Source organism: Peribacillus sp. NPDC096379, from assembly GCF_044762875.1.
GTDB lineage: Bacteria > Bacillota > Bacilli > Bacillales > DSM-1321 > Peribacillus.
Genome location: NZ_JBIWFD010000001.1, coordinates 784575 through 809209 on the forward strand (window position 1 = coordinate 784575; position 24635 = coordinate 809209).

A 24635-nucleotide genomic window follows, 5' to 3' on the forward strand; every position below is an offset into this window, starting at 1 on the left:
ATGAATGAGAATCATATTTGTACGTTCTAATCCAGTGGATCCCGATTCTAGGGTGGAAAAAGAAGTGAATAGTCTTGTTGAAGCTGGATATAAAGTGGAGATTCTAGCATGGGATCGAAGTTCAAAATACAGAATTAAGGAATCTTACGTAAAACTTGAATCCGGTGATGTGAAAATTTATCGATTAGGAATTCCAGCCTCCTACGGTGGTGGAATGCGGAAAAATTTATGGCCATTAGTGCAATTTCAAATGAGAGTATTCAGCTGGTTAATCAAAAATAAGCAACGGTATGACGTCATTCATGCCTGTGATTTTGATACAGCTTTTATATCTAATAAAGTTGCAAAGCAGTTGAAGAAGAAGTTCGTCTATGACATTTTCGACTATTACGTGGATGCATTTGGTGTACCGAACAAGCTGAAAAGTTATGTTATTAATCAAGACCACGAAATTATTAATGGAGCGGACGCGGTCATTATTTGTACGGACAAAAGGAGAGAACAAATTAAAGGGACGAGTCCTAAATATTTAGCTGTCATACACAATACACCGGCATATCAGGAAGATGGTTTCCAGAAGCTTGATTTAAATCCGGATAAGACTAAGCTAGTGTATGTTGGAATTCTAGGTAATGGAAGATTTATAAAGGAAATCGTAGAAATCGTGAAAAGGAATCCACAATACGAGTTCCATGTTGGTGGCTTTGGGGAGTATGAGGATTATTTAGAGGCAGTTGCAAATAAATATAGCAATATTTATTTCTACGGAAAGCTGCCATATCACAAAACATTAGAATTAGAAAATAGCTGTGATATTATGACGGCCATCTATGACCCGAAAGTACCAAATCATTATTATTCAGCACCGAATAAGTTTTACGAAGGTTTAATGTTAGGTAAGCCCTTAATTATGGCGGAAAATACGGGTATGGATGCTACTATCGCAAAATATCGCATTGGTGAAGTTATTGAATACAACATGGTGAATTTAGAAGCTGCCATAGAGAAGTTAGTTGAGCGAAAGTTTGAATGGGGTAATATATCGACTAAAATGAAGAACTTGTACAAAGAGAAATATAGTTGGGATGAGATGGAATTAAGGTTAATAAATCTTTACAAATATTTATAAAGAATGTTTGTCCAATCTTATTTTTTTCTTATAGCTCTTAGCTTAAAGAGGGGAGACTTATGGGTGAAAATATTATTTGCGGTTTCCAGACCTTTAGAGATTAATACATCCGCTTCGATAAGAAACCGTGCGACAATTGAAGGATTATTAAGCTTAGGGCATGATGTAGATCTAATAACGACCGAGTTTGATCAAAACCATCCGAACTATGATCAGAGTTTATCAAATAGCAACTTGAGTGTAAGGTATCTTAAACTCGGTGGTATACAAGACATTGCAAAATTTGGAAGGAAATTTAAAGCGATTCAACCGTTAAAAAATATAACTTACATGGTAATGAAATACTTTGAAATTTATGACAATCTCAAAGGTATGGCAAACTATGCCACAAAAGATCAAATTGATATAACGGATAGCAAGTATGATTTAATTATTTCTTCTTCAGATCCTAAGTCATCACATCTTTTTATTAGTAGAATGTTTGAAAGAGGGTTAGTAAGTAATACGCCGTGGATTCAAATTTGGGGAGATCCGTTTTTGTCGGATATAACAAGAAACAATAAATTATTAAATTCAAAAATCAAAAAAGAAGAGAAAAGACTCTTTAAGTTTGCTAATAAGATAATCTACGTATCGAAGTTAACACTGAATGAACAGAAAAAAATATATCCAAACTATGCAATCAAGATGGATTATGCACCGATCCCTTACGTGAAGAAAGAAATATATCCTAATAGTGATATTAACAAAGGGATTTTAACATTTTTATATTGTGGGGATTATTCATCAAAAATAAGAAATATAAAACCTTTGTATGATGCAATAAATAATTCTAGACACAAATTAATTATTTGCGGATTAAGTGATATTAGTCTTGAAAGTACAGATCGTATAAAAGTTTACCCAAGGGTATCTTTCGAGAAAACGAAAGAGTTTGAAAAAGATTGTGATGTTTTAGTTCATTTAAGTAATACAATGGGTACACAAATCCCGGGTAAAATTTATCAATATTCAGGGACTAACAAGTTAATCTTATTTATACTGGATGGACCAAAAGAGATACTATTAAAAACATTTAATAAATATAATCGCTATATATTTGCGGATAACAATAAGAATGAAATCTTTGGAAAAGTTGTTCGGATAGAGAATAAAGAATTTGAAAATACAAAATTTGTGGTGGGGAATTTTAGTCCGGAGAATATAGCAAATAAAATTATTAACATAAACGACAAGTGATTGTTAAAACTGGAGTGTAATAAATGGCAACTTGGCTAGTTATTTTTTTTTACAGTTTATTTCTAGTTATAGCTGTATATAATTTAGTTACTCAGTATAAACGGAAGAAAAAAATAAATGCATTCATATTTTTTCATGCTGCATTTATTTTGTACTATATATTTATCCCGATTATTAGTCACATTTGTATAGACTTGAATTCTGACGGTCTAGAGAGTTTCGTCTTATGGATAAGTTTAGCTGACTCATATGATATTTTCTATGCATTTTCTTATACAGTCATTGCTTATACAGTATTTATATTTGTTTATCGTATAAGTTTTGCTTCGAAAACAAGACTAAGTCATGAAATTACAGAGAAAACTAATACTGAGAACAATAATAAACATGAGAGTCATATCATCCAAGAAAATAAAAAAGTTTATAAGTTTGCAGTACTTACAGGGATTTCAACATTAGCTATCGGTGTTTTTGCGGAGTTACTGATTGCTAATAGTCTTGGTGGTATCCTTACTGCACTGGCAATGGGAGATCAGTTAAGAGCATATGGTAGTGATAGTTCAGTTTTAATACCTCAAAATAGACTCTTTGCAATAGTATTAATGGTTAGTTCACTTGCTTCAACTTATTTTTTAGCTTATGCATTAAGAATAAAAAGAAGTTTCATTGTGCAAATGTTTCTTTTAATATCTATCCTAGCAAGTATTTTTTATCTTCTTATTAACGCAGGTAGGTTAGGAGTAATACTTTTTGGGTTAACATTTTTTATAGATTATGCCTTTAGAAAATCTAAATATCCATTTATATATATGTTTGTATATTCTATATTTGGTTTTATTTTATTAGGACTTCTTGATGATCTATTTTTCTATCTAAGTTATGGATATTTAAAAGAAAGTTCGTCTGATTTAGGCTCAATTATAAATGAATTTGCTTTTCCATATCTTAATTTACTAAATGTACATCACATTAATGATGCTTTTGGACTTAGAATGGGAGTAGATTATTTTACTTGGATCATAAATATTATCCCAACTTCTATTTTAAGTATTTTCGGGTTAACGAAAGTTACATCAGGTTATCACTTTATAACAGAATATTATATAGAAACGAATTCTGGTGGAGGAATTCCAACTGATTTACTAACCTTAGGAATAAGACAGTTTGGATTTATAGGCATTTTAATAATCTCAACCACAATAGCTATTATCTGCAAAGAATTGGACAAAGTGATCGATAAGTTACATTCAGATAAGTTTTATTTCATTACATTAAGAATTGCTCTAATTTTGTTTATCATCGTTCCTTATGCTGATTTAGATTCATTTGTTCGTAACAGATATGACATGATTATGGTACTAATCTTTGCAGTAATAGTGAACTTTATTAAAACAAAGTCTAAAAGGCATTATCCTAGTGGAAATACTCGTTGATGGGAGATAACGTATAGAAATGAGACTTTTTATGCATCGAATATTTATATTAATTTCAAAGGTGATTATACCTCTCTTTTACAAAAAGGAATTCCTTAAAGGGCGTTGGTTTGATGATAATATTGAGGGGTGGAAATGGTGTTGGAGAAGTTTATTGTTTCAAAAGTTACTGGGAATGAATAGACATGTTCCTTTCCCGGTTTCACATAATAATATTCTTGGTAATGCCGGCAATATTCATTTTCATATAAATGATCTAAATATCTTTCAACACTTTGGTTGCTATTTTCAAAATTGGAATGGTGGAAAAATTGTGATCGGAGAAGGAACATATATTGCTCCGAATGTGGGGCTAATTACAGAAAATCACAATATCTATGATTTAGATTCACATGATGAACCTAAAGATATCACTATCAGTAATAACTGTTGGATAGGAATGAATGCAGTAATTTTACCTGGTGTGACATTAGGGGATTCTACCATTGTTGGTGCAGGTGCAGTTGTTACTAAGAGTTTTGAAGAAGGGCACTGTGTTATCGGTGGTGTTCCTGCTAAAAAAATTAAAGACTTAGATAGGTAGCTACCCAATGCAAATAATTAAAGTGTATTAAGCTAATCTGAAAAAATTATTGATTTTGAATAGAGGAAAATGATGTTTAAAATGAAAAAGGGGCTACTGGACTCGCAGTATTTTAAATATATTTATCAATTAACAATGGGTTCTTTACTTGCTCAGATCATAACTGTTATTGTAGCACCTATCATGACAAGACTATATACACCAGAACAGATAGGTATATACACGTTAATATTAACTTTAGTAGCAATATTCGGACCTGTTTTATGTGGGAAGTATGATCAAGCTATTGTAGCTGCAGAAAATGAAAAAGAAGTGATGCAACTAATTGTTGGGTGTATAGTGTTTTCATTTTCTTTCCTAATTTTAATTACAATAGGCTATAAGTTTTATCTTACAATGAATCCGCAAATAACAGATGAAATTGGGGGCTTTTCCTATTTAGTGATTGGAATATTATTCCTAACTTTGTTTGTTAATATCTTAACGGCTTATAACAATAGGCATAAGGAATATAAAACTATATCTTCTGTTATAGTAACTAGAACACTGGCGCAAAATGTTGGAATAGTGGTTTTGGGTTTACTAAAAATTGGATCAATTGGATTATTAATATCTCAATTACTAGGAATGCTAGTAGGTTTTAAAAGGCAAGGAAAGCATTTATATCAGAATAGGATTCAACTAAGGGATGTTAATTTTCAGGGAGTAAAAAATTCCTTAACTAAATATAAAAATTTACCAATATTCTCGATGCCTTCACATCTTATTAATACAGCATCTTACTCCATATTAAACTTTTTTATTATTGGTCTGTTTGGACTTGCAACTTTTGGATTCTATGCTATTTCCTATAGAATATTAGGGCTACCTTTAAATTTAATTAGTATGAATGTTTCAAAAGTATTCTTCCAAAAAGCATCAGAGGAAAATCAATTGACAGGTAATTATAGTAAATCGTTAAAGCTAATAAGCCTTTTTCTCCTATGTCTATCTATACCTATGGTTCTGATATTAATGATATTAGGCCCTTATGTATTTGATTTAGTATTTGGAGATGGTTGGAATGTTGCCGGAGTATTTGTACAGATACTAGCACCAATGTATGGAGTTAGGTTTATAGTCACAGCATTAGCTCCTGCACTGATTATATCAGGAAAACAAAAAGCAGAGTTTTATATGTCTAATCTATTTATTATAGCATCGGTTGTTTCTTATGTGATATGTAAATTAATGAGATGGGATATATATACGTTCCTAACCTTTATAACGACTACTTATTCAATAATCTATACAATTTTCTATCTATATATTTATAAATTGAGTAAAGGTACAAAAACTGTACTAAGTAATTAAGAGAAGAGGTTGTTTAACTAATGATTAACGTTATAGGACTTGGCTACATCGGTTTACCTACTGCTTTAATTCTAGCGAAGAACGGAAATAAAGTTGTGGGAACTGACTATAACATAGATTTAGTAGATTCATTAAACAATGGTGAGCTTACATTTGAGGAGATTGGACTGGAAGAACTGTTTTCAGAGGCAAGGTCCAATGGTATTACCTTTACGACAGAATATCAAAAATCACATACTTATATTCTTGCAGTTCCAACGCCATATGTAAAAGAAGATAAAAAGTTAGATCCGAAGTACATTATTTCTGCCGTGAATGGCGTACTAGACGTGTGTGAAAAAGGTGCTTTCATTATTATAGAGTCAACCATTTCGCCAGGAACAATTGATAAATATATTAGACCGGAAATAGAAAAAAGAAAATTTGTGATTGGAGACGATATACATCTCTTACATGCTCCCGAAAGAATTATTCCAGGTAATATGATTTATGAGTTAGTGAATAACTCAAGAACAATTGGAGCGGATAATCCTGAAATTGGTGAAAAGATAAAAGGTTTATATACGAGCTTCTGCAAGGCTGACATTTTCGTGACAGATATTAGATCAGCGGAAATGTCTAAGGTTGTAGAGAACACCTACAGAGATGTTAATATTGCATTTGCTAATGAGTTAGCTAAAATTTGTCGTATTGATAGCATGGATGTTTATGAGATTATTAGAATTGCTAATATGCATCCACGGGTTAATATATTACAACCTGGCCCAGGAGTTGGAGGTCATTGTATTTCTGTAGATCCTTGGTTCTTAGTTGGAGACTATCCAGATCTAACAAATTTAATTTTGTCAGCTAGAAAAATAAATGATTCTATGCCAAGACATGTTTTAGGCCGAATAAGAGATATAATGAGAGAACATGGTATTAAAGATATATCAAAAGTTGGTCTCTACGGATTAGCATATAAAGAAAACGTTGATGATACAAGAGAAAGTCCCACACTTCAACTATTAGAAAGAATGGACGAGAACTTAGCATTTGGGGTTAAAGTATTTGATCCTTTCGTAAAGAGTAGAATTGTAGATCATCAATTTATGAACTTTAAGGACTTTTTAAATGAGATAGAGATCCTGGTAATTATGGTTGGACATAATCATATAAAAAGCAATATGGACCTAATTAAGGATAAACTAGTTCTTGATACTAAAAACATATGTGGTTTTGAGGGTCCTTATAAACTATAAGAGTAAAGTTGGTAGATAAGATGAACAAAAAAGTGATGGTAGTTTTCGGAACACGACCAGAGGCTATTAAAATGTGCCCATTAGTAAAAGAATTAAAATCTCGAGATAAATTAGAAACGGTTGTTTGTGTTACAGGTCAACATAGAGAAATGTTAGATCAAGTTCTTGATGCTTTCGAGGTAGTTCCTGATTACGACCTTTCAATTATGAAAGCCAAACAAACATTATTTGACGTAACCATAAATATCCTCGAAAAAATGAAAAGTGTTTTGGAAGAGGTAAAACCTGATGTGGTTTTAGTTCATGGCGATACTTCTACAACTTTTGTAACAGCTTTAGCTTGTTTCTACTTACAAATACCGGTTGGACATGTTGAGGCTGGACTTAGAACGTATAACATCTATTCGCCGTATCCGGAAGAATTTAATCGTCAAGCAGTTGGGAGTGTAGCAAAGTATCATTTTGCTCCTACTGAGATGTCAAAAGAAAACTTAGTTAAAGAAGGAAAAAATCCTGCAAATATTTATGTGACTGGGAACACAGCTATTGATGCATTAAACACAACAGTTAGAGAAGACTACTCTCACGAACATCTAGATTGGGCAGCAGATAGCAGGCTTATTATGATAACCGCACATAGAAGAGAAAATCTTGGTGAACCGATGAGAAATATGTTTAGAGCAATAAAGAGGATAGTAGATGAGCAACCAGATATTAAGGTTATATACCCTATTCATATGAACCCAATAGTAAGAGAAGCAGCTAATGAAATTCTAGGAAACTGTGACAGAGTAAGACTGATTGAACCTTTGGAAGTTTTAGATTTTCATAATGTCCTTTCAAGATCTTATTTAATACTAACTGATAGTGGCGGTATTCAGGAGGAAGCTCCAAGTCTAGGTAAGCCAGTATTGGTTATGCGAGATACTACTGAGCGTCCTGAGGGCCTAGCTGCTGGTACATTGAAACTTGTTGGAACAGATGAAGAATTTATTTATCAATCATTTAAATTTATACTTAATGACAAAGCAGAGTATGAAAAAATGAGTCAAGCAAGTAATCCATATGGTGATGGGTTTGCAAGTATGAGGATTGCAGATGTGTTAGAATTTTAAATATAATATTTGCAGGTATCGAATGGTATTGGGTACTGCCATCACTCGGAATTTGTCGAAATACTAATAGAGGCAGAGAGTCAATGAAAGACTCTTTGTCCTTTTTTTGTTTGGTTAGCGTAATGTGAAGCCATGTTTAATTAAATATTTTAAGAGTGTTGGTTGTTAATCTGGGGTAAAGGAGCTCTCATTTAAAAAAAGTGGAAGAATGTTATAACGTCTAAGGACTTCGATTATGTATTTTATTAATTGGATGGTGTAGTGATTGAATAATTTTAACAGGGAGGGCATCTAAATGATCCTAGTAGTAGGCGGGGCTGGATATATCGGCAGCCATTTAGTAAAAGAACTAGTGGAATTGAAAGACGTGCTAGTGTTAGATAATTTATCAACAGGTCACCGTTCAGCAATTGATGAGCGGGCTTTGTTTGTTGAAGGGGATCTAGGCAATGAGGCAGACCTTGAAAAAATCTTTATAGAGAACAAAATTGAAGCAGTTATGCACTTTGCAGCGAATAGTTTAGTAGGAGAGTCTGTCGTAGATCCGTTCAAGTATTACGATAATAATGTGGCGGCTACACTTACGTTATTAAAAGTAATGATGAAGCATGACGTGAAGAACTTCATCTTTTCATCAACAGCCGCTACATATGGTATTCCCGATGTAAATGTAATTACGGAGAAAGCAAGTACAAACCCAATTAATCCATACGGTCGTTCCAAGTTAATGATTGAGCATATTCTTGCTGATTTCCATGCAGCTTATGGCTTACATTATGTGGTACTACGCTACTTCAATGCTGCTGGAGCACATCATACTGCTGAGATTGGTGAACAACATAACCCTGAGACACATTTGATTCCGATTATTCTTGAGCATTTATTAGGAGAGCGAGAGAAAATCTCGGTATTTGGTACGGATTATGATACCGCGGATGGTACGTGCATTCGTGATTATATTCATGTGACTGATTTAGCTGAAGCACATATTAAAGCAGTAGATGCTTTGTTAGTAGGTACCGTACAAACTGCCCTTTATAATTTAGGCAATGGAAAAGGGTACTCTGTAAAAGAAGTCATTGAAACATGTGAAACAGTGACTGGACGTAAAGCAACCATAGAATACACGAATCGTCGCCCAGGAGATCCAGCTCGACTCGTAGCTTCATCTGATAAGATTTACAAAGAGCTAGGCTGGAAAGCGAGTAGAGGGCTGACTGAAATTATTGATAGCGCTTGGAAATGGCACTCAAAAAAGAAATAGTATAAACAGGCATCCTTCTCTGGGTGCCTGTTTACACCTGAATTTAGCATTTTCTGCGTTGGTTTTGTATCCTATCATAATTTGAAAATTTTCATTACAGTAAAAATGAACTTGGCCAAGATTTCTTGAATATTATTTTCTTGATAAAAGAAAACGCTATCACTTACGTGGTAACTATTGTAAAAAAAGGAAATCTCGATTATAGTAAAAAGGTTAAAGAATAATATGGAAATAGGTGTATGTAGAATGAAAAAGATGATTGTAATATTGCTATCGTTGGGTCTTATTTTTTGTATTTCTATTGGTTCATTCACGGTTGAAGCAGCGGTAACTAAAGCAAAAACGTACAAAAACTGTACAGAACTGAACAAGGACTACAGCGGCGGGGTTGCCAAATCTTCTACTGTAAAAAACAAAGGGGGAAAAACAAATTACAAGCCTTATGTATCAAAAGCGCTATATGATGCGAATAGCAGTAAAGATCGTGATAAAGATGGCATAGCTTGTGAACGTTAAGAGTAGTACAGGTATCTGAAAATCCGGTGCCTAATCACCACCCTTTTAAAGTGAGATGTGCATAATGATGAAAAGACCTTGCGGAAAAATTTTTCTGCAAGGTTTTTTTTTTTTTTATTGTGAGAAAAACATTTTTCTTGTGCCATCACAGGGGATATGTTAAAGTTTTTCAAAATTGCTTCCTTTTTAAAGCTATGAATGCTTTTTGAAGGGTTTAAGACGTATGAGAGAATGACTGTGATACTGTTGGTGATTCTTACTATAAGCGAGCTAATAGTAAGAATGTATTATCGATTCATTTACAGGGGAAAGTTTCACTTTTTTGCTGATCCAGATGTTGTACCAATTGAATTGTATGAAACGTAGGGAATACATATAATTGAATGTTCTATCGTTCAGGACTATCATTATAGTCTCGGGTCCCTGTTTCAAAAGGTTGTACAACACCTCTCTAGGAAGGAATCATTCTATTGAACAAAAAGCGCACCATACTAATCGTTCTTCTGCTGTGGGCATCATGCATTTTTTACTTCTCATCCCAACCATATGAAGAACAGAATCTCCAACCGTTTTTGGGAAAGTATCTCGAAGGCAATACTAGTTTGGAGAATATGTTATCTTGGATTGTATTTAGTTACGCTGGGCATGAAGTAAGTGTTCAAAATCAGGGTCTTGCAGGTTTTCTTGAATTTTTTATTCGGAAAACTGCACATTTATCTATTTTTTTCGTATTTGGATTTTTGGCTGTAGCTGCATTACGTTATTTTTCTAAGCGCCGTGTTTTTACTTTTGGTGTACCTCTGTTGTGTGTATTGATCTATGCATGCTTTGATGAGATCCATCAACATTTTACCGGCGGTCGGACACCTCTATGGCAAGATGTTGTCATCGATACAATTGGTGGTTTACTCGGCATCCTATTTTTCCACGGGCTGTTACGCATTAAAACGAATGGGACGATTAAACGTTGGTTTTCGTTTGAATGAGTTTACCCAAACGAAAATCAGCGTTTTTACTGTTGATCGTTTACATTTCTCCTAACGCGCCGATTTTTCATCTCTTATCACAAAATGGCGAATGGTTTCTCTTGGTCTTCAAGAAGCTAATCCTTATACTATGAGCAATCAGAATTTAACTCTAACATTCTGTTAATCCTTTTTAACCATTATTGGCGCATAAATAGCTAAGAGCTACTAATCTGGAGTAGGAGGGAGCCTATGCTTACTTTCATAGCTGGGTTATTCGTAGGTTCATTTATTACAATCGTGGTGACGAACATCTGGATTGAAATATTGATAGGTCTTAAACAGTTGCACTAGATAAAACAAATCTGCTTTTAATTAGATTGAAATTTGAGGGTAGTTTCTTTGTTGTAAAGTTTGTATTGTTTTTATTTTCCTGTAAAACTTGTGTGAACTTTCTTTTGAAATAGGGGAAGTGAAGCATCATTTCGTAAAAGCATAGAAATCATCATGGTATTGCCCACAATATGAAGAACTCTGAAAACTATCTCGATCTTGTGAAAGACAAGAATACATGTAGAGCAAGTCCCCTTAATATTCATCAAAATCCTGTAACACTTATTTTAATAACAATTACTACCTTAATTTTAAATTCCTTTGGAATAAATCATTAGCAATATGCTTGAGGCTATGGTGCTTGACTACCATCCTCAAATAATTAAAATATAAAGCGATTACGTGAATTTTAGTATGACGCTTCTTTATGAACATTTTGAATCGCTTTTTTTATGGCGATTCTTTTTTTGGAAGCCATACCTGTTGCGAAAAAGTCTTTAAAAGGTGGTTCATCTTGGCATATGGTTGCTACCACTTTAAAGTAACGATCGCTTATCGGGAAAATACGTTGTCTAGTGTGAATAGTAAGTGAGTATTCGAAAATTTCAAGTTCTATTTCGTCCCCATATCTATTTATCAACCGTTTAACTTCGCGGGAGATGTAGTTTTCCATTCGTTTTTTGTCCTCCTTTGTCCGAGTTGTTCTATCTATTATTTTATGTGACTTGGACTTGTAAGCATAGTTAAAGTTTTATAAAGTTGGGGACTGTGTTTTGCGTGCCAGTCCCCGTTCGAATGATCTTGATTTTACAACTGTCACGCATTCATCATTTTCGAATGTTTCATAAACGAAAATGATCTAGCGAAAAATCATTCATTTCGTTTAAAGCGCGAAAGTACTAAATCATAAGAGGGCCTTGCAGAGAGAGTTTATTGAGCACTAAGATTATGTGAGTGAGAGAAATACAAGCTCAGTAAAAGAGCGGATATCTAAAATGTAGTTCATCTTTTCACCTCCTGAATATGGCGAATAAAGAGTATCCGTTTTTCTAAAATGCTCTTAGTAACCGTCACGATCTTCATGTAATCAATCTTATTAAAAGAAAAGCAACCGACCAAGGTCAGTTGCTTCGGATCCCTTTATGTTTATGGCATCATAAAAATCTAGGTTATGGCATTCTATTTGTGCAGTGCCGTAGGCGCTGCACAAATTAAAAAAATCACTTGTCAACATTCCAAAATACACATACACCTCCTGTTGGGACAAAGAGCGCAGGGGGTATTAAAGGAGATGTTGGCAGTGGCCGAAATTAATTATATCAGACATGAAATAATTAAAAAAGATAGCAACTATTCAGAGATCGCACAAAGATTAGGAAGAGATTCTAGAACAGTAAAGAAATATGCCGAGCAGGAGGTTATCACCCCAACATTTGACGTAGAACCAATCTTTATTATTCAATTCTCTATATGAGAAATGTACATGGTTCAACTCCCCAGTCTTCACAGCCGTTGCTGAACCACTTTAAATACATCCTCAATCAATTTTTATCGGTTTTATAGACTTTACCTCAATATAGTGATCCAAATCATCAGTGAGTGTTTAAGTATTAAAAAGTTTTGCTTTTTTAACGTAACCAACGATTATTAGTAATCGGATAATTTTTTTATGGAATTATTTTTAATAGATTGAAAATATAGGAGATTTGGCTTATGATATTCTTAATAAAGAACAATTTTTCTTGAAAAAGAACAAGAAACTGACTGTATGGGGAAAAAGAATGTTAGATTATCTATATTGGGGGATGGGACGATTGCATACATTGGACAAGGATATAGATCAAGAATGGCTCGTTTTAATAGAAGAAGCAAAAAAAATAGGGATATCTATTCAAGAAGTCCGTAAGTTCCTTACAAATAACTCCATTAATATTGAAAGCGAAGAACAACTCAAACCTAAAAAATAACTTTTTATGACATAGGGGGAAGTGAGTAAATTGGAAGAAATGAATAAAAAAAATAACAGCCAATCTATCCAGGCATCGAGATACCAGCAACAATGGATGTACGAAGCAGCTCGAACTAACAACAATAAGGAGTCTGAATTTCAAGAAACTCTTTTGCAAACTTTAAATCGAATTGAAACAAAGCTTGATATATTACTTATGCACCGTCATAAGTAATCGTATAAAAGATATACTTAATGTAGTCTTTTTATGGTGTTTTCTTGAAGGAGAAATTGTGAAAAAATTAGTGCTAAATGGTGAGTAAGAGTTGACAGATTTTATAGAAGATGGTAATTTTAAAAATGTGATAGTTCTTTATAATGAACAAAAATGGTTTTTTTTAGTAATTATTGTCCATTTATCAGTCGTTTTGTTCTTTATAATGAAAAATTTGTGAGTTGGAATAATCGAAGACGAAATAGATATTCTAATGTTCACAGTAAGAGTAAGTGGTGTAGGAAAATAATAAATCAAGGAATTTACTGAATATTAATCATTTAAATGTAGATTTTTTTACATTTTTTGTTCTATATTAAGAACTAAAGGGATCTTAATAAAGTATGGAAGATTTGGTGATGTCTCCTTACCACTATAAATGGAGGCACTCGATTACGCTGTGGGTTGAAATAAACCTTAGACGCAAGTCGTCAAGAGTGTGGTGAGAGGAGGGGTTAAATGCCCCATTTTATTATTAAAGTATTAAATTATGAAGTTTCTAAAGGGAACTCGTAATTTAGTACTTTAATAGTTGGTTTAGTAAAGGAGCTGTCAGGTATAGAAAAATTTGTTGGAAATGCAGTAGTTTATTCTATATTCAGAGGCATCTAGTAAATAACAAAAATGTAGTTTTAATCATGCTAAGCATTAAGTTCTGCACGTTTTCCTAAAATTATTTCTTCCTGATGAAATGTATTTGAAAAAGTATTAATTGGGTGAAAATCCATCTATGAAAATAACAGGGATTTCTATGCAGAAATAAAAGTAGGAAATGGTGAAGAATATTGAATTCAGCCTTTTTAAATCAAGAAACATTTAAAAATATTGTAACATATGCCTATCAACGAGGAAATGAAGTAAAAGATATGACGGTAACGATTTTAGTTGAAGAAATTAAGCAACAATTTATAGCTACGATCTCAGAACAAGAGGTAGGAATAAAGCAAACTTCTTCTTACAGCGAAAAATTAGAAGTGAAAATATGATAAGAGGGAGATCTGTGTTCAACAGGTACACGTTAAAAAAAGGAATAAAGAGGTAAATGGATGATTGGGAAAAATATAGTAAAAATACGGAAAAGGAGAGGATACACCCTCTCAAAACTTGCCGAACTAACAAATATATCGAAGTCTTACTTAAGCAATATTGAGCGTAATCTGAACAAGAATCCATCGCTTCAGATCATGTTAAAAATTTCAGACGTTTTAAACGTAGATCTCGAAACTTTATTAAAGACCGACAAGGACGAGGATACATATATCGAGAAGGAATGGGTCGACTTTGTAAATGAATTAAAAGAATTAGGATTGGAAAAAAATGATATCAAAAAATACAGAACCTTGATTGAATTTATTAAATGGCAAAATCAACATTCGAAAACTAAATAAAATTCAATTCAAATCTATTTTCTGGAGGACTATATGGAGGAAACAATTAGCATTAGCGATATTTTTAATACGCTTAAGAAACGTTGGAAGTTAATCATGTTCCTGACAGTGGTTGCAGCATTGATTAGTGGTAGCATTTCTTATTTTGTAATAACACCTGTATACCATGCATCTACACAAATCTTGGTGAATCAGAAAAACCAAAATAATCAAATAGACGCCACGCAATTAAAAGTCAATATAGATGTGATTAATACTTATAGTGTGATCATAAAAAGTCCCGCCATACTGGATAAAGTCAAAGCAAATCTTAATCTTCCAGAAAGCGTAGCGCAACTCAATCAAAAAATTACCGTAAATAGCCAAGATAACTCCCAAGTTTTTTCTTTAGCTGTTCAAAATAGTAATCCAGCAATGGCTGTAGAAATTGCCAATGAAGTAGCTGAAACATTTCAAAGGGAAATCCCAGCAATTATGAACGTCGACAATGTAACCATTCTGGCAAAGGCTGTGAATCCCATTCCTGTCGGACCAAACCCATTAATGAATATTAGCGTAGCAGTGGTAGTTGGTTTGATGCTCGGTATAGGATTGGCCTTTTTATTAGAGTACTTGGATAACACGTTAAAAGATGAGCGCGATATTGAAATATACCTCGGACTTCCGGTACTAGGATCGATTCATAAATTTTCATCAGGGAAGCAAAGATCTAAAATACAAAAAGTAGGAAGTGAACATGTTGCGTCTTAAATGGAAAAAAAAGCAGGTAAAGCCAGTCAATTTAATTGCGCATAGTAGCCCTAAATCACCTATTACTGAAAGATATCGACTAATCAGAACGAATATTCATTTATCCTCTGGAGATAAAGAAATCAGATCAATCGTCGTAACATCAGCTGAACCTTCAGATGGGAAAACTACTACAGCAGCCAATTTAGCCATTGTCTTAGCACAGCAAGGGGAACAAGTTCTACTTGTAGATGCCGATTTAAGGAAACCTTCTGTTCATTATGCATTTAACGTCAATAATATTCATGGACTGACTAGTGTGTTGACTAAAAGGATTAGCCTAGATAAGGCCATTTCCAATACACATGTACCGAATCTGGATATTTTGACTAGTGGCCCTATTCCGCATAATCCTTCGGAACTATTAGATTCCAAATCTATGGAACTATTAATGGAAGAGCTGAAAGGGATGTTCGAATATGTAGTGTTTGATACACCACCTGTACTTGCTGTCACAGACCCACAAATTATGGCACATAAATCTGATGGTGTCGTCATGGTTGTATCCAGTGGAAAGACTTCTCGAGAAGGTGCTATGAAAGCAAAAGAATTGCTAGAAAAAGCGAAGGCACAATTACTTGGTGTAGTAGTGAATGAAGTGAAATCGAAAGCTGACTATTACCAATATGGATAAAAATAAATCCGACAAATGAAACTCATGCGAATGCAACTATTGCTGGTTATGAAAAAGTTTGCGGGTTTTTTAAATGGAAATTCCATTCTTTCATCTTAGATTTGAAAAGGGGTCTTGTAAGTGTTAATTGATTTACATTGTCATATTCTACCTGGGGTTGATGACGGAGCCCTTGACTTGCTGGAGTGTATGGATATGGCGAATACGGCAGTAGGAGCTGGAATTAACCATCTATTTGCAACACCGCATCACATGAATGGGCAATATATAAATAAGAAGAATGAGATCCTTGCTCGGGTAACTGAGGTTAATAAGCATTTACAACAAGAGAAGATTCCGCTTACGTTCTATCCGGGACAAGAAGTAAGGATCCATCAACATTTAATGATATCACTGGAAATGGAGGAAGTCCTGACTCTAAATAATAGGGAAAAATACCTATTGTTAGAACTACCATCGGGATATGTACCCGCATATACACATGAAGTGGTCTACGAACTATTAATGAAGGGAATAACCCCGATTATTGTTCACCCTGAAAGAAATCGAGAATTAATAGAAGATCCTCATCTCCTTTTTCAATTGGTTCAGCAGGGATCCTTAACCCAACTCACTTCTGGAAGTGTAATTGGTCTGTTTGGCAAAAAGATTAAATCCTTTTCGGGAAAGATCATTGAACATCACTTGGCCCATTTTATTGCAACGGATGCACATAATGTTTATTCAAGAGGCTTCACGCTTCAAGAGGCCTATGAAACAATCACCAAAACATATGGTATAGATCGCACCTTATATTTTAAAGAAAATGCGCAAACGGTGCTGCATGGCCAAAGCATTCCCATTAAACAACCAATGCCAATTAGGAAAAAGCTTTTAGGTATTTTTTAGAAGTGGAGGATAGATAAATATGGAAAAGTTTGATGATTATCCAAAATGCGTTACATAAAGCAAGATGCTCCCTTAGTTCAATTACCTTATTTAGAAACGATGCTATTATATTCTATTAAAAATAGAAAAGTGGCACTGCTAAAGAGAGAAACTGTACAGTAATAATTTTAGGACTCTTCTAATTCATCAAACTATATGAATTGTAGGGAAGAAGTTCATAGATGTAAGACGAGAATAAAAAAATAGTATAACCTCTCGGAATAAATGAGATGAAATGTTTTGATTGAAAAGAATCATTGGGAACTTCAATGAATTGCTAATTTTGGAGTATTGTTTCAAGGATTAGCTAAAAAAAGACATGCTAATTAAATCATTTGATTTTAATTTTTTTACAAATAGAAAGACTGGACTTAGAACGACTTACCTCTTTATCCGCGATTGCATCCTGCTTCCCGGCATGATTCGGTTAGTTACGTGGGTGATCCTCGATTAAATTTGCGCAACAATTCACCTTGGGAACGGTGGATAAGATGTACTAGATGCCGCACATTTTAAAAATAAGATATTTGCTTGTTAGCGTAACAACGGGTTTGATTCTTAGACCGAGAAATATAAATTGTTAATTAAAGAAGGGATAGCTATTGAGTTATAAAAAACGGGTACCATTATTAGTTCTATTGGATTCATGTATCGTTTTATCTGCGATATTCCTAGGGTATTTTATTTTGCATCCCTCTTTGCATGTCTACACAATACCTTTGCTTTGGATTTGTGCGATTTCATTATTAATTAGCCATCATTTATTTGCTTCTATATATCGCCTCTATCAAAAAGCATGGGAGTATGCAAGTGTCGGAGAGTTATTAGCGATTGTGAAGGCCGTTACTTTTTCTATCGCAGTGACGGCAATGATTCAATTTATCTTGACTCAGGATGTATATTTTAGGGTTTTAGGCATCACATGGATGATACATGTGATTTTTATCGGTGGTTCCCGATTTTCATGGCGGGTTCTACGAGACCGATTTATTTCACCGAATCCTAGTAAGAAACGTACCTTAATTGTTGGAGCGGGTTCAGCAGGCACGATGGTTGCTAGGCAGCTTTTGAAAAATAATGATGTTGATCTATATCCAATAGCATTTGTGGATGATGATACGAAAAAGTATAAACTTCAAATCTATGGAATTGAAGTCAAAGGGGATATTCAAGATATTCCCCAATTAGTAGAAGAACTAAACATTGAAAACATCGTAATTGCAATTCCTTCATTAGAAAAACATGAGATTAAAAGAATATATGAAGAATGTGCAAAAACAAATGCAAAGACAAAAATTATGCCATTGATTGAAGACCTTGTTACAGGCAGAGTTTCAGTGAATCAAATTCGTGATGTACAAGTGGAAGACTTACTTGGCCGTGAACCAGTTGAGTTAGACATGAGTGCGATTTCTGAAAAATTAACGGGGAAAACCGTACTCGTTACAGGTGCTGGTGGCTCGATTGGTTCGGAAATATCTCGGCAAATAGCCAAGTTCCAGCCACAAAGATTGCTTCTTCTTGGTCACGGTGAAAATAGTATTTATTTGATTGATATGGAATTAAAAGAGAAGTATAAGGAACGATCGGAAATAATACCCATTATTGCTGATGTTCAAGATCGTGTTCGGATCTTTAATATTATGTCTGAATATAGGCCTGACGTTGTGTATCATGCTGCGGCCCATAAGCATGTTCCTTTAATGGAATATAATCCAATGGAAGCTGTGAAAAATAATATATTTGGAACTCGAAATGTAGCAGAAGCTGCAGATATGTTCGGGGTAAAAAACTTTGTCTTAGTATCAACTGATAAAGCGGTGAATCCGCCAAATGTTATGGGTGCAACGAAGCGATTTGCAGAGATGATTATTCAGAATCTTGCAAAAGAAAGTGCGACAAAGTTTGTAGCTGTTCGTTTCGGGAATGTACTTGGCAGTCGTGGCAGTGTCATTCCATTATTTAAAAAGCAAATCCAAGCTGGTGGGCCAGTTACTGTAACGGATCCTGAAATGACTCGTTACTTTATGACCATTCCTGAAGCTTCACGACTTGTAATACAAGCGGGAGCGTTGGCTCGAGGCGGAGAGGTATTTGTTCTTGATATGGGGGAGCCGGTTAAAATTGTTGACCTCGCAAGAAACCTTATCGCTCTTTCTGGTTATACAATTGAAGAAATTGGAATCAGATTCTCAGGAATTCGACCTGGAGAGAAGTTATTTGAAGAGTTACTGAATGAGAATGAGGTTCAAGCGAAAAAAGTGTTTCCTAAGATTCATATAGGGAAGGCTGAGCCGATGGGAAAGGAAGAATTGTATTCGGTAATAGAAATGTTGCTAAAAATGGATGAAGATTATTTGAAGGAGACTTTGATCGGGGTAGCTAATACGAAGTTTGGTGAAAAGACTTTATTAGTAGGTAGTGTGTGAGTAGAAGGAAGTTAATTTGAACCTAGATTTAGAATGGAGGTTTGGATTGCGCCAATTTTATTTTAAGACTTAAAAAAATGTCTATAACATTAGGTACCTTATTTTATGTTTCAAATTAGCTTTGTTAAATGAAGGTTATCCATTTAGTTGATAAAAAATTTGAAAAGAGTTTTGAAATGGGAAGGAAGTTTAGAAAATGGAGTCTATAAAAGTGAAAGAAAGGATATTCCTCTCTTCACCACATATGAGTGATGAAGGTTATGAAAAGCTATATATAAAAGAAGCTTTTGATACAAACTGGATTGCTCCTTTAGGTGAAAATGTGAACGAATTTGAGAATGAATTAGCTGCAAAGGTTGGTTCAAGAGCAGCTGCAGCATTAACTTCTGGGACAGCTGCGATTCACTTAGCTCTTAAAGCAGTAGGAGTAGGTGAAGGGGATATTGTTTTCTGTCCGACATTGACATTCTCAGCTACGGCAAATCCAATTATCTATCAAAACGCAATTCCTGTTTTTATTGATAGTGATTATGAGACATGGAATATTTGCCTAAAAGCATTGGAAGAAGCTTTTGAGAAGTATCCAGAAGTAAAAGCTGTTATTGTAGTCCATCTGTATGGTCTATCTGCAGATATGGATAAGATATTGGAGATTTGTAAGAAGCATAATGTTGCGGTTATAGAAGATGCAGCTGAGAGCTTAGGTACTTACTATAAAGGACAGCACACTGGAACTTTTGGCGATTATGGCATTTTTTCATTTAATGGCAATAAGATCATTACTACTTCCGGCGGTGGTATGCTTGTTTCTAATAATGAAGAGCGAATTACTAAGGCGAGATTTTGGGCGACTCAATCTAGAGATCAAGCGAGACACTATCAACATAGTGAACTAGGATTTAATTACCGAATGAGTAATGTTGTTGCGGGCATTGGGCGAGGCCAGTTAAAAGTATTAGATCAGAGAGTTGAGAAGAAGAGGGATATCTTTGAGTTTTATAAGCGGCAACTTGGTGAACTTGACGGCGTTGAGTTTATGCCAAGCAATGAATGGAATGTGCCGAACTATTGGTTAAGCGGTATGACTTTGTGTGACAAGGTCAGACCAATTGATGTTATAGAAGCTCTTGAGAAAGATAATATTGAATCAAGACCAGTTTGGAAACCGATGCATTTGCAGCCATTCTTTGAGAAGTATGATTTTGTTGGTAATGGGATTTCAGAGAAGTTATTTGAAAACGGTGTTTGTTTGCCGTCTGATACGAAGATGACAGATGAGGATTTAGAGAGGGTAGTGAAGATTATTAAAGGATTGTGGTTAGAGTAATGCAAAATTCCAAAGATGGTATCTATAGAGAATTTATTAAAAGACCTATGGATTTTATATTATCTCTGATGGCTATTATTGTTCTAAGTCCGGTACTTTTAGTTGTTGCTTTACTTGTAAGAGCAAAACTAGGTAGTCCGGTGTTATTTAAACAAGAAAGACCAGGGTTGAAAGAACAGATTTTTATTATGTATAAGTTTAGGACGATGACAGATGCACGAAATGTTCACGGTAAATTGTTGCCAGACCAAATTCGGTTAACCAAATTTGGCCGTTTTTTACGCTCGACTTCTTTAGATGAATTGCCAGAACTATTTAATATTTTAAAAGGTGATATGGCAATTATTGGGCCAAGGCCATTGTTGGTACAGTATCTGCCACTTTACAATGATCAACAAAAACTCCGACATGAGGTTAGGCCAGGTTTGTCTGGTTTGGCACAAGTTAACGGTAGGAATGCTATTAGTTGGGAAGAGAAGTTTAAACTCGATGTTGAGTACGTGGATAATATAAGTTTAATTGAGGATTTGAAGATAATTCTACTAACCATTAAAAAGGTATTCGTCAGAGAAGGCATCAATTCAGAAACTGCAGCTACAATGGAGCCTTTTAAGGGTTCTAATAAGGAAAGAATAAAGATATGAAAAATAAAATTTTAATAATCGGTGCTAGTGGTCATGGAAAAGTAGTTGCTGACATTGCAATAAAAATGAAAAAGTGGGAAAGCGTTGCTTTTCTAGATGATAATAGAAGTATCAAAATCTCAATGGGAATTGAAGTTATTGGAACTTCTGATAAAGATATTGATTATGTAGATGATTATGAAATATTTGTTGGTATTGGAAATAATGCTATTAGAAAAAATTTGCATGAAAAGCTAGAAACGGTTGGTGCTAGCATTCCGGTACTAATTCATCCGAATGCAGTAATTGGAGAACAAGTGGAGATAGGAATAGGGACAGCGGTAATGGCGGGAGCAGTAGTTAACTGTTGTACTAAAATTGGAAGGGGTTGCATTATCAACACTGGTTCTACAGTAGATCATGACAATAATATTGAGGATTTTGCGCATGTATCCCCAGGGGTACATATAGCAGGGGCAGTGAAAGTGGGGCGAGGATCGTGGTTAGGGATTGGTAGTATAGTAAGTAATAACGTAAACATCTGCGGTGGGTGCAAAATCGGGGCAGGAGCTGTTGTGATCAAGGATATTACTGAACCTGGAGTTTACGTGGGTGCTCCAGTTAGGAGGGTTTAGGATATGAAGATTCTTGTTTTTGCGAATTTTGGTATGGGTTTATATAACTTTAGAAAAGAATTGTTAGAGGCATTAATTAATCAAAACAATGAGGTTTATGTTTCTCTACCTAATGATGAATATGTACCAAAGTTAGAAAAAATAGGGTGTAAATTTGTAGATACCCATTTAGATAGAAGAGGAACAAACCCGCTTAAGGATATTAAATTATTGATTAATTATATGGGAATAATAAAACGTATTAAACCAAATGTGGTTTTAACATACACAATTAAACCTAATGTTTATGGAGGTATAGCGTGTGCGATAACCAAAACACCATATATTACAAATATAACTGGACTGGGAACCTCTATTGAAAATAAGGGGTTAATTCAAAAGGTAACTCTGAAGCTTTATAGGTTAGGTTTAAAAAAAGCGTCATGTGTATTTTTCCAAAATAAAACTAATCAAAGGTTCTTCATCGACAATAAAATCGTTAAGAGCAATACGAGATTAATTCCGGGCTCAGGTGTAAATTTAGAATTACAAAAATTTGAAAAATATCCAATGATTGATGATAATATAAAATTTCTGTTTATTGGGCGGATTATGAAAGCAAAGGGAATAGAAGAATTAATGGAAGCAGCTGAATTGGTAAAAGTTCAATATCCAAATGTACAATTCCATTTAATTGGAGGTAGCGAAGAAAATTATTATAAAAAGTTAGATGAGTTAGAAAGATTAGATATTATTAAATACCATGGGCAGCAGAATGACGTGCATTCATATATTAAACAAACTCATGCAACAATACTTCCGTCTTATCATGAAGGTTTAGCAAATGTTCTACTAGAATCAGCATCGTCAGGACGGCCAGTATTGGCTTCAAGGGTAACTGGTTGTATTGAAGCATTTGATGAAGGCTTGACTGGATTTGGATTTGAGGCTAAGAATGTTGAAAGCTTAGTTGAAGCGATTATTAAGTTCATAAACTTGCCTTACGATCAAAAAAGAGTTATGGGAATCTATGGGCGGAGAAAGATGGAAAATGAGTTTGATAGAAATATTGTAATTAGTGCATATTTGAAAGAAATAAAAAAGACTGTCGAGAAGGAGAAACATAATGAATCTATACGAGAAGTTAGTTAATAAAGAGGAAAAGATATCCCTACTTGGACTAGGCTATGTTGGTATGCCAATAGCTGTTGCTTTTGCTAAAAAAGTTGATGTAATTGGTTTTGACGTAAATAAACAAAAAATTGTTCTATATAAGGACGGTGTAGATCCAACAAAAGAAGTTGGAAATGAAATAATCAAGAATACAACTGTTGATTTTACTTCAGTTGAAGCAAGGCTTAGAGAAGCGAAGTTTCATATTGTTGCAGTCCCTACACCTGTAAAAGATGATCATACACCAGATTTAATGCCAATAGAATCTGCAAGTAGAACTTTAGGAAGGAATCTAACAAAAGGTTCGATAGTTGTCTTTGAATCTACAGTTTATCCGGGTGTAACTGAAGATATCTGTGTTCCAATTTTAGAAAAAGAATCCGGATTAAAGTGCGGTATAGATTTTAAAGTTGGTTATTCTCCAGAAAGAATTAATCCTGGTGATAAAGTTCATAGATTAGAGACCATTATTAAGGTTGTATCAGGTCAAGATAAGGAAACTTTAGATATTATTGCAAAAGTATATGAATTAGTTGTTGAAGCTGGAGTACATAAAGCAGCAAGTATCAAAGTGGCTGAAGCTGCAAAGGTTATAGAGAATGCACAAAGGGATATAAATATTGCTTTCATGAATGAGCTTTCCATCATATTCAATAAAATGGAAATTGATACGAAGGCAGTCCTTAGGGCAGCGGGAACAAAATGGAATTTTCTTGATTTTTCCCCAGGTCTTGTTGGTGGTCACTGCATAGGTGTTGATCCATACTACTTAACGTATATGGCAGAGAAAATGGGCTATCATTCCCAAATTATTCTTTCGGGAAGAAAAATAAATGACGATATGGGTAAATATGTTGCTGAAAGTACAGTAAAGAAAATGATTAAGGCAAATAAACAAATAAATGGCGCTAAAGTAGCTATTTTTGGTGTTACGTTTAAAGAGAACTGTCCAGATGTTAGAAATACAAAAGTAATCGACGTAATTAAAGAATTAGAAGAGTATGGTATAGATGTTAAAGTAGTAGATCCTTCAGCAGATAAAGAAGATCTGTGGCGTGAATATAGAATTAATTTATGTGAAATAGAAGACATAAGAGAAATGGATGCAGTAATTTTTGCAGTTCCACATGATGAATTTAAAGCTATTCAGTTGGAAGACGTAAAGATGATGTTTGGAACAACTGGATTTATTAATTCGGAGGTTATGAATGAAGTAGCTGCAACTTTAGAATTTGGAATTGATATTGAAAGAAATGATTGTGTATTAATGGATATTAAAGGAATGTTTAATCGAAAAGAAGCAGAGGATGTAGGTTTTTTATATTGGAGGTTATAGGA

General features: G+C 34.2%; 25 protein-coding genes. 24 read left to right on the forward strand and 1 reads right to left on the reverse strand.

Annotated features, from left to right (window positions below; genetic code table 11):
- The first annotated feature begins 4 nt into the window (after nt 1–4).
- The 10 genes from ACIQZI_RS03730 to ACIQZI_RS03775 all read left to right on the forward strand — a co-directional run bounded on the left by ACIQZI_RS03730 (nt 5) and on the right by ACIQZI_RS03775 (nt 10859).
- On the forward strand, nt 5–1129 hold the full coding sequence (locus ACIQZI_RS03730) for a glycosyltransferase family 4 protein (protein WP_403069520.1): 1125 nt from the start codon (nt 5–7) through the stop codon (nt 1127–1129).
- Nucleotides 1130–1192: 63 nt separating this feature from the next.
- Nucleotides 1193–2368, forward strand: a complete 1176-nt coding sequence (locus ACIQZI_RS03735) for a glycosyltransferase family protein (protein ID WP_403069523.1) — start codon at nt 1193–1195, stop codon at nt 2366–2368.
- 23 nt (nt 2369–2391) lie between these two features.
- Complete coding sequence (locus ACIQZI_RS03740) at nt 2392–3801, forward strand: O-antigen polymerase (RefSeq protein ID WP_403069526.1); 1410 nt, start codon at nt 2392–2394, stop codon at nt 3799–3801.
- A 19-nt stretch (nt 3802–3820) separates the two neighbouring features.
- Nucleotides 3821–4384, forward strand: a complete 564-nt coding sequence (locus ACIQZI_RS03745) for an acyltransferase (protein ID WP_403069529.1) — start codon at nt 3821–3823, stop codon at nt 4382–4384.
- A gap of 69 nt (nt 4385–4453) precedes the next feature.
- On the forward strand, nt 4454–5737 hold the full coding sequence (locus ACIQZI_RS03750) for a lipopolysaccharide biosynthesis protein (RefSeq protein WP_403069532.1): 1284 nt from the start codon (nt 4454–4456) through the stop codon (nt 5735–5737).
- A gap of 20 nt (nt 5738–5757) precedes the next feature.
- On the forward strand, nt 5758–6978 hold the full coding sequence (locus ACIQZI_RS03755) for a nucleotide sugar dehydrogenase (protein ID WP_403069535.1): 1221 nt from the start codon (nt 5758–5760) through the stop codon (nt 6976–6978).
- A gap of 20 nt (nt 6979–6998) precedes the next feature.
- Nucleotides 6999–8093 carry a non-hydrolyzing UDP-N-acetylglucosamine 2-epimerase gene (wecB, locus tag ACIQZI_RS03760; protein ID WP_403069538.1) on the forward strand — a complete coding sequence of 365 codons (1095 nt, stop codon included), beginning with the start codon at nt 6999–7001 and terminating at the stop codon, nt 8091–8093.
- Between the two features lie 295 nt (nt 8094–8388).
- Complete coding sequence (galE, locus tag ACIQZI_RS03765) at nt 8389–9357, forward strand: UDP-glucose 4-epimerase GalE (protein WP_403069541.1); 969 nt, start codon at nt 8389–8391, stop codon at nt 9355–9357.
- Between the two features lie 246 nt (nt 9358–9603).
- Nucleotides 9604–9873 (forward strand): excalibur calcium-binding domain-containing protein, encoded by a 270-nt coding sequence (locus ACIQZI_RS03770; protein ID WP_403069544.1) that lies wholly within the window; start codon nt 9604–9606, stop codon nt 9871–9873.
- Between the two features lie 470 nt (nt 9874–10343).
- Nucleotides 10344–10859, forward strand: a complete 516-nt coding sequence (locus ACIQZI_RS03775) for a VanZ family protein (RefSeq protein ID WP_403069547.1) — start codon at nt 10344–10346, stop codon at nt 10857–10859.
- A gap of 721 nt (nt 10860–11580) precedes the next feature.
- Here the strand turns inward: ACIQZI_RS03775 and ACIQZI_RS03780 are convergent.
- Entirely contained in the window at nt 11581–11844 is a 264-nt protein-coding gene (locus ACIQZI_RS03780; RefSeq protein ID WP_403069550.1) for a hypothetical protein, read from the reverse strand.
- Between the two features lie 618 nt (nt 11845–12462).
- On the opposite strand from ACIQZI_RS03780, the gene ACIQZI_RS03785 reads away from it, so the two are divergent.
- From ACIQZI_RS03785 to ACIQZI_RS03850, 14 genes are all read left to right on the forward strand, one after another.
- The gene (locus ACIQZI_RS03785) at nt 12463–12645 is read left to right on the forward strand and encodes a hypothetical protein (RefSeq protein ID WP_403069553.1); all 183 of its coding nucleotides are present in this window, start codon (nt 12463–12465) and stop codon (nt 12643–12645) included.
- Between the two features lie 268 nt (nt 12646–12913).
- Complete coding sequence (locus tag ACIQZI_RS03790; RefSeq protein WP_403069556.1) at nt 12914–13138, forward strand: anti-repressor SinI family protein; 225 nt, start codon at nt 12914–12916, stop codon at nt 13136–13138.
- Nucleotides 13139–13159: 21 nt separating this feature from the next.
- Nucleotides 13160–13354, forward strand: a complete 195-nt coding sequence (locus ACIQZI_RS03795) for a hypothetical protein (RefSeq protein ID WP_403069559.1) — start codon at nt 13160–13162, stop codon at nt 13352–13354.
- Nucleotides 13355–14178: 824 nt separating this feature from the next.
- Nucleotides 14179–14379: a YwzD family small protein gene (locus ACIQZI_RS03800; protein ID WP_403069562.1), complete on the forward strand. Its 201-nt coding sequence runs from the start codon at nt 14179–14181 to the stop codon at nt 14377–14379.
- A gap of 60 nt (nt 14380–14439) precedes the next feature.
- On the forward strand, nt 14440–14781 hold the full coding sequence (locus ACIQZI_RS03805; protein ID WP_403069565.1) for a helix-turn-helix domain-containing protein: 342 nt from the start codon (nt 14440–14442) through the stop codon (nt 14779–14781).
- A 33-nt stretch (nt 14782–14814) separates the two neighbouring features.
- Nucleotides 14815–15531: a YveK family protein gene (locus ACIQZI_RS03810; protein WP_403069568.1), complete on the forward strand. Its 717-nt coding sequence runs from the start codon at nt 14815–14817 to the stop codon at nt 15529–15531.
- Nucleotides 15518–16204 (forward strand): CpsD/CapB family tyrosine-protein kinase, encoded by a 687-nt coding sequence (locus tag ACIQZI_RS03815; RefSeq protein WP_403069571.1) that lies wholly within the window; start codon nt 15518–15520, stop codon nt 16202–16204. The genes ACIQZI_RS03810 and ACIQZI_RS03815 overlap by 14 nt, the downstream gene beginning before the upstream one ends.
- Before the next feature lie 120 nt (nt 16205–16324).
- Complete coding sequence (locus ACIQZI_RS03820; protein ID WP_403069574.1) at nt 16325–17092, forward strand: tyrosine-protein phosphatase; 768 nt, start codon at nt 16325–16327, stop codon at nt 17090–17092.
- 641 nt (nt 17093–17733) lie between these two features.
- Nucleotides 17734–19560 (forward strand): polysaccharide biosynthesis protein, encoded by a 1827-nt coding sequence (locus ACIQZI_RS03825; RefSeq protein WP_403069577.1) that lies wholly within the window; start codon nt 17734–17736, stop codon nt 19558–19560.
- A gap of 211 nt (nt 19561–19771) precedes the next feature.
- Nucleotides 19772–20887 carry a DegT/DnrJ/EryC1/StrS family aminotransferase gene (locus ACIQZI_RS03830; protein ID WP_403072019.1) on the forward strand — a complete coding sequence of 372 codons (1116 nt, stop codon included), beginning with the start codon at nt 19772–19774 and terminating at the stop codon, nt 20885–20887.
- Nucleotides 20887–21531, forward strand: a complete 645-nt coding sequence (locus ACIQZI_RS03835; RefSeq protein WP_403069580.1) for a sugar transferase — start codon at nt 20887–20889, stop codon at nt 21529–21531. The genes ACIQZI_RS03830 and ACIQZI_RS03835 overlap by 1 nt, the downstream gene beginning before the upstream one ends.
- Nucleotides 21528–22145: an acetyltransferase gene (locus ACIQZI_RS03840; RefSeq protein ID WP_403069583.1), complete on the forward strand. Its 618-nt coding sequence runs from the start codon at nt 21528–21530 to the stop codon at nt 22143–22145. Before ACIQZI_RS03835 ends, ACIQZI_RS03840 begins: the two co-directional genes overlap by 4 nt.
- Before the next feature lie 3 nt (nt 22146–22148).
- The gene (locus tag ACIQZI_RS03845; protein ID WP_403069586.1) at nt 22149–23276 is read left to right on the forward strand and encodes a glycosyltransferase family 4 protein; all 1128 of its coding nucleotides are present in this window, start codon (nt 22149–22151) and stop codon (nt 23274–23276) included.
- The gene (locus tag ACIQZI_RS03850; RefSeq protein WP_403069589.1) at nt 23251–24633 is read left to right on the forward strand and encodes a nucleotide sugar dehydrogenase; all 1383 of its coding nucleotides are present in this window, start codon (nt 23251–23253) and stop codon (nt 24631–24633) included. The genes ACIQZI_RS03845 and ACIQZI_RS03850 overlap by 26 nt, the downstream gene beginning before the upstream one ends.
- The last annotated feature ends 2 nt before the right edge of the window (nt 24634–24635 follow it).

Excerpts from the sequence above, each read along its gene's own strand:
- ACIQZI_RS03730 (WP_403069520.1), top strand. The coding sequence starts at position 5 with ATGAGAATCATATTTGTACGTTCTAATCCAGTGGATCCCGATTCTAGG.
- ACIQZI_RS03740 (WP_403069526.1), top strand. The coding sequence starts at position 2,392 with ATGGCAACTTGGCTAGTTATTTTTTTTTACAGTTTATTTCTAGTTATA.
- ACIQZI_RS03745 (WP_403069529.1), top strand. The coding sequence starts at position 3,821 with ATGAGACTTTTTATGCATCGAATATTTATATTAATTTCAAAGGTGATT.
- ACIQZI_RS03750 (WP_403069532.1), top strand. The coding sequence starts at position 4,454 with ATGATGTTTAAAATGAAAAAGGGGCTACTGGACTCGCAGTATTTTAAA.
- ACIQZI_RS03755 (WP_403069535.1), top strand. The coding sequence starts at position 5,758 with ATGATTAACGTTATAGGACTTGGCTACATCGGTTTACCTACTGCTTTA.
- wecB (WP_403069538.1), top strand. The coding sequence starts at position 6,999 with ATGAACAAAAAAGTGATGGTAGTTTTCGGAACACGACCAGAGGCTATT.
- galE (WP_403069541.1), top strand. The coding sequence starts at position 8,389 with ATGATCCTAGTAGTAGGCGGGGCTGGATATATCGGCAGCCATTTAGTA.
- ACIQZI_RS03770 (WP_403069544.1), top strand. The coding sequence starts at position 9,604 with ATGAAAAAGATGATTGTAATATTGCTATCGTTGGGTCTTATTTTTTGT.
- ACIQZI_RS03780 (WP_403069550.1), bottom strand. The coding sequence starts at position 11,844 with ATGGAAAACTACATCTCCCGCGAAGTTAAACGGTTGATAAATAGATAT.
- ACIQZI_RS03785 (WP_403069553.1), top strand. The coding sequence starts at position 12,463 with ATGTTGGCAGTGGCCGAAATTAATTATATCAGACATGAAATAATTAAA.
- ACIQZI_RS03805 (WP_403069565.1), top strand. The coding sequence starts at position 14,440 with ATGATTGGGAAAAATATAGTAAAAATACGGAAAAGGAGAGGATACACC.
- ACIQZI_RS03810 (WP_403069568.1), top strand. The coding sequence starts at position 14,815 with ATGGAGGAAACAATTAGCATTAGCGATATTTTTAATACGCTTAAGAAA.
- ACIQZI_RS03815 (WP_403069571.1), top strand. The coding sequence starts at position 15,518 with ATGTTGCGTCTTAAATGGAAAAAAAAGCAGGTAAAGCCAGTCAATTTA.
- ACIQZI_RS03835 (WP_403069580.1), top strand. The coding sequence starts at position 20,887 with ATGCAAAATTCCAAAGATGGTATCTATAGAGAATTTATTAAAAGACCT.
- ACIQZI_RS03840 (WP_403069583.1), top strand. The coding sequence starts at position 21,528 with ATGAAAAATAAAATTTTAATAATCGGTGCTAGTGGTCATGGAAAAGTA.
- ACIQZI_RS03845 (WP_403069586.1), top strand. The coding sequence starts at position 22,149 with ATGAAGATTCTTGTTTTTGCGAATTTTGGTATGGGTTTATATAACTTT.
- ACIQZI_RS03850 (WP_403069589.1), top strand. The coding sequence starts at position 23,251 with ATGAATCTATACGAGAAGTTAGTTAATAAAGAGGAAAAGATATCCCTA.